The sequence below is a fragment of the Nocardia sp. BMG111209 genome (assembly GCF_000381925.1).
Taxonomy (GTDB): domain Bacteria; phylum Actinomycetota; class Actinomycetes; order Mycobacteriales; family Mycobacteriaceae; genus Nocardia.
In genome coordinates this window covers 3,965,849-3,978,017 of record NZ_KB907307.1, presented here as the reverse complement: position 1 = coordinate 3,978,017, position 12,169 = coordinate 3,965,849, and the positions used below count along the sequence as shown (strand labels likewise).

Sequence of the window (12,169 nt, the reverse complement as noted above, 5' to 3'; positions counted from 1 at the left end):
CGCCGTTTGAATCTCAGCGCGGCCAGAGTTGTCCGGCGGTCCGGTGGCCCACGGGTCCTGCCGAGACACCATATCCGCGCGGTGTCGGCCGATCGTGACGGTGGCGTGCCGGGAAACCCCGAGGCGGTAGCTCACCACTGCGGTGAACAGCACCGAGCTTGGCCAGAGGGTCAGCAGAAGCGGAAGCGACATCGGTTCAACCGCTTTCGTCTGTCAACAGCATTGTCGCTGTTTGGAGGTGGACTACACATTCGTCCGGAGGATGGAACCGGTGGATACGCCGGAGCTGCCGTGCCCGTGCCGGTGTCAGACCCATCAAGTACACCTGGCACATGTACTCCGGCAATAGACTGTCGGCGTCGCAAAAAGTTTTGGGGCACACAGGATCAGATAAAGTCATCTGCATTTCTCGCGGCTCTGGCCACCGGTATCCGGGGTGAATGTTTTCGGCGGATAGATGTCGGTTGCGCGTTCGGGCAGTCGGACCCGGCCTTCCTGGACGTCGGCGACCAGTCGGTCGAATGCTTCGATGTGTCGTACCAGTTGGTTGGCGTCGTGTTCGCGGTGTGCGGGCAGGTCCTGGCGCAGGGCGGCGAGCAGGTATTTCCATGCCAGCCAGGACACCATCTCGCCGAACGAGCTGGGGTTGACCGGAGTGTCGGCGGTGACCGGAATCTGCAAAGTGTGTGCGGCGGCTTCTCTGTCGATGGCGAAGGTCAGCAGGGCCAGTTGTTCGTGGACGGTGTCGGGAGCGTCGCGGCCTTGGTCGTAGATCACCCGCCAGATGCCGATGTATCCCAGGGCGTAGTGCAGCATCATTGCGCCCGGTTTCTCGGTGCCCGAGAACGCTCGCAGAAACGGCCCGGTATCGGGCAGAGGCCAGCCGGGCTTGGCCTCGACCGGTGGCAGTGCGTACGCACCCGGTACCGAACCGATGGGACGGAAGGACGGCATTATGTGAAACTCCTTGGTAACGAAAGACATTGAGGACGAGACCATGACGGCGCGTCCCACAGTTCGGCGCACGGCAACGGCGGCATGTCGGGGCGGACGTTGTTGTCGATAGTGACCACCAGTTCCAGTGCGGCCAACGGTCCGCTGCCCAGTTCCTCGGCCACCTGCCGGGGTGTGGGGCCGGGCTGCATCGGGATCAGCGCGGGTGCCGGGTGGAAACAACGAGTCGGCCGGCGGTGACGAGAGCGCGCAGCGCCGCTGCTTTCCGTGGACACTTCCTGGCCCGGCAGGCGAGGTGATATCGCATCACCGTGTGCGCTTGGTCGACAGTGAACGGCTGGCCGGGGTCTCGGTGAGTTTCTTGGCCGGACAGGACCACCGTCTGGTGGATAGCGAGGGTTGCGTACGGCATCGGTGCGCCTTCCGGTGGATCGGATCGGTCAGCGGCGCCCGGTACCAAGGGCTTTTGCCACCAATCCCCAGCTCGCCGGGTCCGATGCGCCGCCAGAGGGGATACGGCGTCGGCTTGGTACCGGGGCCGGATCCACCGTAAAACCAAGAAAATACCTGGTAGGCATGGATATTTGTGTTGCTAGTCAGATATACGGAATTCCATATACCGTTGCCGGGCAATGCTTTTCATCTCGCAACCGCTGGGACATATGCGGCGGAGTGTAATCAGCAGTGTCACAGTTCGACGGTGTGACCCGCTCTGCGGACGACTTTGCGCTGGTTGCCGCCTGTACCAGGGGCACCAGCTGTAGTTGATCGAGCTGTTCCACTTTGTGGAATCTGTTCCAGGGTCAGGCGCGCGTTCACCCGAGTACATACGCGGCATCGAGCCGTATCACACGCGTCAGATGTGCGCTGCGCGCAGTCCCAGAAATTCTTTCACTTCCGAGACTGCGATGTGGGGTCGCACGGTGGCGGCGATAGCGTCGAGCGCGGACTGGAGCCGTGCCGATGCCACGTTGTTCACCTGGTCGATGTGGTCGACGAGCGTCCGGCATCCTGCGGCGATGTCACCGCCTTTGATGCTGTTCTCCGCCAGCATTATTCGCCAGCCAGTGTTCTCGCGAGGCCACGGCGCAGTACCGTCGACCGCCGTTTGCAGATACGTGGTCGCTGTGTGGTGGTCGCCGAGCCGCGAATACGCTCCGCCGGTCATTCCAGCCAAGGCCGCAGGCGGCAGGTACACCCAGTCAGGATCGTATCCACGGCTGGATTCGTATGCGCGATGCGCCCGGGACACCGCGTTCACTGTGGCACCGGTGTCGCCCATGACGCCGTGAGCCACCGCCTCGTAGATCGCTGCCAGGGCACGCAATTTCGGCCCTCCGTCGCGGCGGGCGGCGTTTTGCGCGGCAGTCGCCAGATTGACACCGTCGCGGGGGCGCGCGTCCTTGGTGGGCTCTGATGGTCCGAAACCGCCTTGGGCGCTTTGCAGGGCGGCGTTGAGGAGGGCGTGCGACGCTGCGATGCCGTCGTTCGCGGCCGTTGCAGTCTGCGCTGCCTCAGCGTAGTAGCGGCGGGCCTGGTTCAGGCGTCCCGCGTCGAAGTGCACCCACCCGGCGGCGGTCATCATTTCGGCAGCAGTGCTGGTGAGCTGCCGTCCGACAGCCTCGCTGTAGCTCGCCGCGTCGAGTAGGTGCTCGACGTAGCGGACTTCGTCGGCGGCCACGCGGCACAACCGATCACCGCCGACGAGCAGGTCGAGTTCGTGTATCTCGTTCACACTGGCAGTGATCTCGGTGACATCAGCAGCGCCGATCTGAACGCTTCCTCTCGACGACACCGGTACGGCCGCGCGTGCTGCGGCACCGGCGGTGAGGGTCGCTCCCGCAGCGAGAGCGCTGGCTCGTAGGAAATTGCGACGGTGCACATCCGCCTCCTCATCCGACTCCACTACCAGTATGGCAAGTGGTACGTGGAGCGCTTGGGCGATGCGTCGCAGGACCCGTACATCGTGTACGGCGGCACTGTCGTGTTCGAGTTGCGAGATAAGTGGCTGACTGTAGCCGAGGATTGCTCCCAGCTCGGCTTGTGTCATACCGAGTGACTTGCGGATCCGGCGGATGACCTCTCCGGTCGTCATGTGCATCCAGTACCCCCACTGTCTGTTGAACGTGCATCTGCAAGTCCGGCCTGCAAGCCCGAGATCCGTTGGTGGTCAAGGAATTTGACCTTCGACGACACCCTATACGAGCCTCCCGGATATTATCCAGGTTCCACCGGATTCGCGCCACCAGGCATTTCGATGCCCGTACTACAACCGGCGATATTTCCATTTCAGGGGAACGTTTATTCTTCTCATGTATCGATTTGGCGCATCAGACCGCCTTTGCTGCACCGGGCGTCATCAAGTCGACAGTCGAAGAGTTCGTGGGGCTGCATGCGCCGCAGCTTGATGCCCGGTGTTCGGATTGGGATCGGTGAAAAGTCGATCTATGCGGAGTCCGCGCTTGATTCCCATGGTGTGTCTTCGCGGAGGCGCAGTCCTGCCTTGTGCCGGATCTGGCACCGCACTCCAAGACCGCCGTTTCTGCACGGCAAGCGCATTGATGTCGGCTGTCCACAGATTTTGTGCCAATCACCGGTGTGCTCGTTGCGCGCCAGGAAGAACCGGAACCGTGAAACATTCCGGAGCGGGCCGCATCCCGGCCGGGATATGACCAATCAAACCGAGCCTATCGATTCGAAGGAAGTCATGTCCGCAACCTCATTGGAAACCATCCGCGCCGACAGCGAGGACGCCCTGTGGCAGGCTCTGAATACTCAGCCCATGGCGACTACCGCCGAACTGTCTGCCGCAGCGGGGATTACGGTGTCCAGCGCCCGCAAGATCCTGGCCCGGTGGGTCGACGACAACACGGTCATCCGCCACGCCGATGACTCCAACAGCCCGCACCGCTGGGCCGTGGCCACCGGCGACGCCGTGGCACCACCGGTTCCGGGCACGGTCGAAGAAGGCACGGTCCCTGCAACCCCACCGGCGGCCCCAGGCACCGATACCCCGGGCACCGATATCACCGCCCAGGGCACGGACACGCCGCCCGCCGAACCGGCCACCCACGTCGTGCCCCCGGCCGATGTACCCGCCGCACCCGAACCGGCCCCTGAGCCCGCCGAGAACGCCACGCCGGACGACACGGATCCGGCCGGGCTGCCAGAAGACGACAGCGGTTCGGTGTTCGGTGCGTCGTGCCCGATCTCGGTCGGTGACGAGGTCGCTAATCGGTACCACCGGTCCTGGCGCGGGCGGGTGACCGAGGTGCTGTGCCGCGATGGTATCGCCGGGTGCATCATCGAAGCCCCTGATGGCGCGCAGAGTTCCATTCCGCCGTGGGCGCTGGTGCCCGCCGGGCCGGACGGTGTCCCCGAGCAGTGGCAGCAGCAGATGGACGCGCTGATCGCCGCCCAGCACGACCGCGCGGTCCAGGGGTTGCAGGACCGGTCGACCGCCGCGCGCGAATACCTCGAGCACCTGGCCCAGCGGCTCGGCGGCATAGCGACGGCACTGGGCAACGGAACCGCCGCGCACGACGACGACACCGCCCCGATCGCGGAGTACGCGGCCCACCTCAAGGCCGCCCTGCTGGATCTGAACAGCTTCCGCGCCCGGGTCACCGACTCGGGACTGCTGACCGGCGAGGAAATCAAGCGGGCCGCCGCCCGCCCCGCCAGCGCCCGCTCTACCGGCATGCGTTCCACCGCTACTGGCAGCACCTCGAATGACAGCACGGCCGGGAAGCTGCCCTCGGGTGGTTTGCGCGGCATGGTGGAGGACGTCCTGCGCGACAACCCGGGCCGCAGCTTCACCACCACCGAGCTCAAGCGCGTGCTGGACAAGGAGTACGAGCGGAACATCTCCAGTGGCGCGATGAGCAACGCCCTGGACAAGCTGACCGGACAAGGGGTAGCGCGCCGCATCAGCGACACTCCCCGCACCTGGGCACTGGCCTAGAACCCCTGACAACCGCCCCCCTGGTGGGGAACCGGCACCGGCCGGTTCCCCACCAACCCATCGCGCCGATTGTGTGGGCCGACCCCGTGCCGACCACGACCGGTTGACCGGCGAACCTATATCGGGGCGGCGTCGGTGCCCGCATTCAACGGACATGATCGTCACCGGGTCGGAAGCTGGATGTCCAAATTCATTCAGTACGACGTCGGCGGTGCGGGGCGGGTCTGGTTGGGGTAGAGAAGGTTTTGGATCTGGGGGTCGTCGTGGTCGAAGGCTGCCTCGTTGCAGGGCTGCTCGGTGCTGGTGTGGTGGGCGATTCTCGGGCCGCGTTCGGGGAGATCGGCCAGCCGTAGCTGCTCGGGGACAGCGTCGCCGCGCTCAGGTGTCCACAGCGCCCATACCGGGCCTGCCGGGCCGTCGGGGTGGGTCAGGTCGCGACTGGTGGTCGCGATCACCAGGCTGGGGCCGTAGGTGCCGAACGCGCGGGCCAGCGCGGTGCGTAACCCGGCCTCGCGGCGGGTCGAATGCACAGAGAACAACAGGATCCCGAACCTGTCGGTCGGGAACCCTTGGTAGTCAGCGAATTTGGCGATCACGGTTTTCAACGACTCTGTGCCGGTGTCGTATTCGAGGAAAAATCGCACCACGCGGCCGTGCTGTTCCCAGCAGCCGTACCCATCGGGATGGAGTTGATCCTCGCCGGAGGCGTGGGTCCAGAACATCTCGGCGCATCGGCGCTCGGACCACCACTGGGTCAGCCCCGGCACCGAATCCGGCTCCATCGGATCGCGACGGCGAGCCCGGTTGCGGTGGGCGGCCAGGGCAGCGAAGAACCCGTTCACACCCAGCCGGTGGCCGAGCATCGGCGAGCACGCTAGCCGCTCCAACCCGAGCGCGTACTTGGCTGGTGTGGGCGGGGTCTGCGCGCGCTGAGCTGCGATCAGGCGTGCGCCGGCATATCCGAGCGCGTGCCGTGTCTGGCTGGTGCCGCCGCCGTAGAGGGACTCGCGGAAGGCGAATAGCATGCCCATCTCCCGCAGCTTGCGCAGCCGATCCTGCGCGCGGCGCACCGACGCGAATTCCAGCGCCGCGATCTGGTCGGTGGTGAAGACCTTGTGCTCGGCAAGCAAGGCCAGCAGGCGCCGGTCACGATCGAGCAGGCGGAACCATGCACCCGTGTCCGGATGCCCGCCACGATGCACACTGCGTCCGCCACGCCGCCCGACGGGGGAGTACGTCCGAGTTCTAGTACTCATTCTGGAATCCGTTCCGTTGCCTCGAATACGTGCCCGACCGGCCCGAACGTGCTGGCTGTCTTCGGCGTGTGGGGCGGCGGTTATAGGACGCCGAGCACCCGCCACCCCCTCCGCGCCACCAACCGCCACCCCATCCGCAGCTCTGCTGTCGTCGCGGCCGATCACCGGGCATCACCACCGGCCGACTGGCCCGTGCCGACCGCCGGCGGCAGAACCTCCGGCCCGTCGAGGCCCACCATGAGACTGGCCTGCCGGGCCGTCGGGTTCGCCGGCGAACGGCCTGCCGTCCGCCACCGCCGCAGCACCTTGCGGCCGTAGTTGTTCGTGCCCGCGATCCGGTCCAGCTCCGCGCCGGTCGGTGTCCGCCCCCGCGACCGCTCGCTGCGGTAGTACGCCCACATCCGCTGCTCGGCAGTCCACTCCGCGGGTGGACCAGACCCTGCCGAGACCGGCACGAGACCTGCGACCGGCGGCACCGGTTCCGCGGTCCCGGTCGTCTCGTTGGTCTCGGTGGTGGTCTCGTCCCTGGACTCGGGCGGTCTCGTGGTGGTGGCGCTTCAGTGCCCGGTTCAACAGTTCGACCGCCAGCAGCAACGCCACCGGCGGGCACGCGGCCACCACGACGCTGAACACGCTCAGCACCGGGGCCGCCGCGATATTCGCGCACAACGACAAGCAGATCCCGAACGCGAACGCCGACCACGCCGCCCACCGGCCGCCCCCGCTGCGATCCTGCCCGGTCTTCCACAGTTCGACCGTCGCCAAGGTCAGCAGTCCGTCCACGATCACCGGCCAGATGCCTGCCGTCGTAGGGTCCGCGCCGAACCGCAGCGCGAACTCCCGGCCGTGCCGATACGAGGCGTACGCCGCACCGACTGCGACCACGGCGGTACAGGCACACTGGATCCACAACGTCCGATCACGACGATCCGAGATGGAGGTGCTCATCCCAGCGCACCTCCCGCCCGGCACACATCTCCCACACCGCAAGAGGCACAAGCAAACAGCCGCGACCCGACGATCGAACGGCCGACCGGCATGTACGGAGCACGGACGCGGAGACAGTCAGCCCCGCGCACCACGCAGACCAGCCCATCGGGCTGCAACGGATTCAATCCGGTGATGATCCGGTCGGCGGTCACTGCGCACCACCGCCGGAACGACGACGCCGCCGGACAATGTCAACGGTGGCGGAAACCCGCAGTTCACGACGGGTACGGTTACGTGCAGATGCTGTACGCGCCGCGCCAGGGGCACCACCGGAAATGCCACTCCACCAGCGCGTATGTGATCGGTGGACTCGGTCGCTGGGGGTTGGCTGTAGCTTACGAGCCCTCTTCGAATGCCCAGCTCACCGCGGAATCGTGTGGCTGTCGCTTCCGCCTGAAGACTGACCCTCTGGTTCCAGGTGAATGCTGCCGCACCCCGTGAACGGTCTCGAGACCGAACGCGGAATACGGGTTACGTTCGCCGCAGTGCTGAGCTCCCATATCGGGGCTTCCCGGCACTTCACCATCATGACTGGCCGACACCCGCCCCGGCGGGACGTGCGAGATCCTGACCTCATCACCTCAGAACCGTTGCAGCGCAACAGCAATCATCTCCTGTGGGTGGATCTGCACCAACCGAGTACCGACGATTTGATCATCAGTCGGGTTTGAAGAAGTGACCTCATAGAGAGATTTTCGGGGTGGTCGGTTTGTGAATTGGTCGTAACGTCGGCGGGTATGGGGATAGCGATTCTGGCCGCGTCAGCTGCGATCGGGGGCTTTTCGGTGAGAATTGTGCCGTGATCGGGTGGGCATGTGCCGTCGGCGCGGATCCAGGATCTCGAAATGGTGCGCGGCGCGGTCAGTGATGGCCGAAAGGGTAACTTACGCCGGTCAGTTGTTCGGACAGTTCCCACAGGCGTTGTTGGGCGTCGGTGTCATGGGATTGGGGGGTGGATCGGACCTCGACGGGATATCCGGTCCATTCGTTGCGGCCGTCGGGGCCGTAGTACGTACCGCCGGTCGCGGTGGGATCGACGGCGGCGCGAACGATGGGTAGTGCGGCTGTCGCCGGATCCTGCAGCATCCACCAGGTGAGCAGTCGCAGCCGGGGGCTGGTGAAGATCCGGATCGGGAGTTGGTCTCCGCCGAAGGCGGTGCGGGCATTGCCGGGATGGGCCGCTACGGCTGTCGTCGGCGCTCCGGCTGCGGCGAGTCGACGCTGCAGTTCATAGGTGAACAGGAGATTGGCCAGCTTGGACCGGAAGTAGGCCTGGTTGAAGCGGTATCCATTGGTGAAGTGGAGGTCGTCGAAATCCATCACGCCACGTTTGTGGCCGACGCTGCTCACCGTCACCACCCGCGAACCCGGGGTATCGAGCAGTCGTTCCAGGATCCGTCCGGTGAACGCGAAGGCGCCGAGATGATTTGTCGCCAAGGTTTTTTCGAACCCGTCCTCGGTGACTTCACGGTGACGGATCACCGCTCCGGCATTGTTGATCAGCAGATCAACCCGGGCATGGTCTCGGATGACCCGATCGGCGGCCCGGCGGACCGATGCCAGCGAGCACAGGTCCAATTCCAGTGTTCGCACCGATGCTGCCGGGACTTCGGTGCGGATCCGTTCCCTGGCTTCGTCGGCTTTGCCGATGTCGCGGCAGGCCAATACCACCACCATGTTCCGGCGAGCGAATACTCGTGCGGCCTCGAAGCCCAGACCGGAATTCGCTCCGGTGATGAGGACGGTACGACCGTCCTGGTCGGGGACTTCGCGTTCGGTCCAACGACTGGCCATGGTTCTCGCATCCTCCTGGGTGCTGCGGCATAATCGGGACGACCATCCCGGTTGAAACTATCCGGGATGGCCATCCCGTTTGTCAATCGGTCGACGCGAGAGGAGTTGCGGTGACCCGTGCGTCTCGGCCGTTGCGATCCGATGCCCAGCGCAACCGTGAACAGGTGCTCCGCGCCGCGGCGGAAGCCTTTGCCGCGGAAGGGTTGTCGGTGCCGGTGCACGAGATAGCCCGGCGTGCGGGCGTCGGTACCGGCACGGTGAGTCGGCACTTCCCCACCAAGGAGTCGCTCTACGCCGCGGTCCTGCTGGAGCGGATGCAACAGCTCACCGACTACGCAGACGCTCTGGCTGCCGAGAACGACCCTGGCACTGCGTTTTTCGCACTCCTGACCAAGCTGGTCCGTGAGGCCGTCGGTCATCGGGGCTTGGCGGAGGCGCTGGCGGGCAGTGGATTCGACATCGAGGCCGCGGCAACGGCTGCCGGATGCAATGTCTCCGATCGGCTGCGCGGTCTGTTGCTCGCGGCGCAACAGGCCGGCGCGGTCGATCCCTTCGTCACCTTCGCCGATGTCAAGGCTCTGACGGCCGGTTGCCTGGCCTACGACGGTCCCGACCCGGACCGGGTCATCGGAGTGATCTGCCGCGGGCTCCGCCCGATGTCCGATTGACCCACCCCTCGCTCTTGCCTTCGAGCGCGCTCGAAGCCATACCGTCGCCGGCATGACTACGGACGCAACCCAGACCTGGATCATCACCGGTGCTTCGAAGGGGTTCGGGCGCGCGCTGGCGGTGGCGGCGCTCGCGGCGGGTGACAATGTCGTTGCGGCGGTGCGCAATCCGGACAGTGTGGCCGATCTGGCGGCCGCGTATTCCGGCAGCTGTCTGGTCGCTCGCTTCGATGCGCGCGATACGCAGGCGGCCGCCGGTCTGGTGAGTACCGCCCTCGACCGGTTCGGTCGTCTCGACGTGCTCGTGAACAATGCCGGCCGGGCCGTGATCGGCGCGATCGAGGAGGTCGGTGATGCGCAGTTGCGGGACCTGATGGACCTGCACCTGTTCGGTCCGGCGGCGCTCGTGCGGGCCGCGCTGCCCGTGCTGCGCGGCCAGAGGAGTGGCACGATCGTGCAGATGAGCAGCCAGGGCGGACGGGTGGCGTTTCCCGGTGTGTCGGCCTATTGCGCCTCGAAGTTCGCGCTCGAGGGCTGGTCCGAATCCCTCGCGGCCGAGGTCGCGCCGTTCGGGGTGCGCGTGCTGATCGTCGAGCCGAGCCGGTTCCGTACCGCGTTCAACGCGGAGCTCGAGTTCAGCGTGGTGTCGGAGAGCTACCGTGACACGCTCGCCGCGCTGCGGGCCGATATGGCCGGCGCCGACGGCATCCAGGAAGGCGATCCGGCGCGAGCGGCCGACATCATCGTGCGCCTCGCGCACGGCGAGGACGTCCCGCTGCGCCTGCCGCTCGGGCACGAGGCGATCGAACGGCTGGCCGGCGCATATCGTCGCGGCCTGCACGAGGTCGAGCAGTGGGCTGAGACCGCCCGCAGCGCCGATTTCGACGACGCCGTCGCCTCGGTTCGCCCTGTCTAGGCTGGATGGTATGGCGACCGACGACTTGATGGAACGGGCGCTGGCAATGCTCGGCGACGAGGACGACGACCCGGCCTCGATCGAGGTGATCCAGCGTCTCTCGAATGCCGCGGACATCGAGGCGCCGATGACCATCGCCGACGTCGCGGACATGCTCGACCTCTCGCCGCACACCCTGCGCTACTACGAGCGCGCGGGACTGGTCGAGGTCGGCCGCGACAGCAGCGGTTACCGCGCCTACGACGCCGAAGCGGTACGGAGGTTGGTGTTCCTGACCCGAATGCGGTTGTCCGGCATGCCGATGCGCGATCTTCAGCACTACATCGCGCTCGTCGACGCCGGCGAGGACACCGTGCCGGAACGGCTCGACATGCTGATCGAACACCGCGACATGATCCGCCGCCGGATCCGCGAACTGACCCTGTCGCTCGCCGCGACGGAGTACAAGATCGCCACCTATGGCGGCCGCACCGGCCCGGACGTCTGAGTTCGCCCGTTGCGCCGCAACCGTTTCACCGACAGCTCGGCCGCGCACGGTGAACGCGATTCCGGCCGTTGACAGGTCCATACGCTGCGGGCATTCTGATGGGCGCATCGACTCGACGGTGCCTCGGGGGAGGGGCGGTGCCCGGTTGGCAGCAGCCCGCCGGTCGACCCGTGTTCTGGAGGGGTACCACCCGATGGTCGAGATCAATACTCGGAATTCGTTCAAATCCGCCAACTTTCCGGACCATTTCATACGGCACAGCAATTTCGCGGGTGAGTTGGCCACGATCGGCAACGACACCGACCGGCTCGATGCCACTTTCGATGTCGTGGGCGGGCTGGCGGACGACATCGTCTCGGTTTCGCTGCGTTCCGCCAATTTCCCGAATCACTATCTGAGGTACCAGAACACGCGGCTCGTGCTGTCGGAATACGCCGACAACGATCTCCTGCGTCACGAAGCCTCGTTCCGTTCCGTGAGCGGCCTCATGTGGCCTTTGCAGACTTCGTTCGCCGCACTGGACTTTCCCGGCCGATACCTCCGGCATCGCGACATGCATCTGTGGGTCGAGGACGTGAATCCGCACGGCAGCGATACCGAGCGCAGCGACGCGACCTTCGACGCGGTCACCCCGTTCGTCCCGACCCCGCAACCGCTTCGTTTGCTGGAACTGGTGAACACGTCGCGGATTTTCGATGTCGTGGGTCCGCGCGCACCGATGTTGCGGCTCGAGCAACGCTTGGTGAGCACGGCGCAGGCACACAGTGACGATCTGGCGGCCCACCCCGGGCTGTGGGAGCGCCTGCTGAACAATTTCCCGGGGCATTACGGCTCGGACGGCGGCACCTTCCACGACCGCATCTCGCGGGCGATGGGATCGGACGGCAACGAGAACGTCTACATCGAATGGTATTACGGCCAGGTCCCGCCCCCCGACGTCCAGCGCGCCTTCGACTTCTGGAAATACCGGAGCCCCCGGCACAAGGAGACCATGCTCAGCTCGGAATACCGTTGTGCCGGAGTCGGTATCGGCACCGGCGACGGAGTCGTCCCCGCGGGACAGACCGGCGAGGGCCAAGCCGCCACCTTCCACCACTACACGATGAACTTCCACGCCTCTCGATAACACCCGTCGCCGGA

Annotated in this window: 10 protein-coding genes; 5 read left to right on the top strand and 5 right to left on the bottom strand. The window is 65.8% G+C overall.

Translation table 11 applies throughout. The annotated features are described in order from the left end of the window. Positions 1-396 precede the first annotated feature (396 nt). Complete coding sequence (locus G361_RS0118290; protein WP_155981491.1) at positions 397-1,014, bottom strand: hypothetical protein; 618 nt, start codon at positions 1,012-1,014, stop codon at positions 397-399. Between the two features lie 796 nt (positions 1,015-1,810). Next, positions 1,811-3,049 (bottom strand): helix-turn-helix domain-containing protein, encoded by a 1,239-nt coding sequence (locus G361_RS0118285; RefSeq protein WP_196814503.1) that lies wholly within the window; start codon positions 3,047-3,049, stop codon positions 1,811-1,813. Positions 3,050-3,736: 687 nt separating this feature from the next. Here G361_RS0118285 and G361_RS0118275 point away from each other — a divergent pair. Next, the gene (locus G361_RS0118275; RefSeq protein ID WP_155981490.1) at positions 3,737-4,918 is read left to right on the top strand and encodes a hypothetical protein; all 1,182 of its coding nucleotides are present in this window, start codon (positions 3,737-3,739) and stop codon (positions 4,916-4,918) included. Positions 4,919-5,112: 194 nt separating this feature from the next. On the opposite strand, the gene G361_RS0118270 is transcribed toward G361_RS0118275, so the two are convergent. The 3 genes from G361_RS0118270 to G361_RS0118260 form a co-directional block, all read right to left on the bottom strand. Further along, complete coding sequence (locus tag G361_RS0118270) at positions 5,113-6,120, bottom strand: replication-relaxation family protein (protein ID WP_019928552.1); 1,008 nt, start codon at positions 6,118-6,120, stop codon at positions 5,113-5,115. 225 nt (positions 6,121-6,345) lie between these two features. Continuing rightward, positions 6,346-7,122 carry a DUF2637 domain-containing protein gene (locus tag G361_RS48390; RefSeq protein WP_196814502.1) on the bottom strand — a complete coding sequence of 259 codons (777 nt, stop codon included), beginning with the start codon at positions 7,120-7,122 and terminating at the stop codon, positions 6,346-6,348. Between the two features lie 903 nt (positions 7,123-8,025). Further along, positions 8,026-8,958, bottom strand: a complete 933-nt coding sequence (locus G361_RS0118260; RefSeq protein WP_019928550.1) for an oxidoreductase — start codon at positions 8,956-8,958, stop codon at positions 8,026-8,028. A gap of 110 nt (positions 8,959-9,068) precedes the next feature. Here G361_RS0118260 and G361_RS0118255 point away from each other — a divergent pair, with 110 nt between their 5' ends. From G361_RS0118255 to G361_RS47025, 4 genes are read left to right on the top strand one after another with little or no spacing between them, the layout of a single operon-like run. Continuing rightward, positions 9,069-9,626, top strand: a complete 558-nt coding sequence (locus G361_RS0118255; RefSeq protein WP_019928549.1) for a TetR/AcrR family transcriptional regulator — start codon at positions 9,069-9,071, stop codon at positions 9,624-9,626. 52 nt (positions 9,627-9,678) lie between these two features. Continuing rightward, on the top strand, positions 9,679-10,542 hold the full coding sequence (locus tag G361_RS0118250; protein WP_019928548.1) for an SDR family oxidoreductase: 864 nt from the start codon (positions 9,679-9,681) through the stop codon (positions 10,540-10,542). Between the two features lie 10 nt (positions 10,543-10,552). Then, positions 10,553-11,029: a MerR family transcriptional regulator gene (locus G361_RS0118245; RefSeq protein WP_019928547.1), complete on the top strand. Its 477-nt coding sequence runs from the start codon at positions 10,553-10,555 to the stop codon at positions 11,027-11,029. Then, positions 11,001-12,155, top strand: coding sequence for an AbfB domain-containing protein (locus tag G361_RS47025; RefSeq protein WP_081635414.1), 1,155 nt, complete (start codon positions 11,001-11,003; stop codon positions 12,153-12,155). Before G361_RS0118245 ends, G361_RS47025 begins: the two co-directional genes overlap by 29 nt. Positions 12,156-12,169 lie beyond the last annotated feature (14 nt).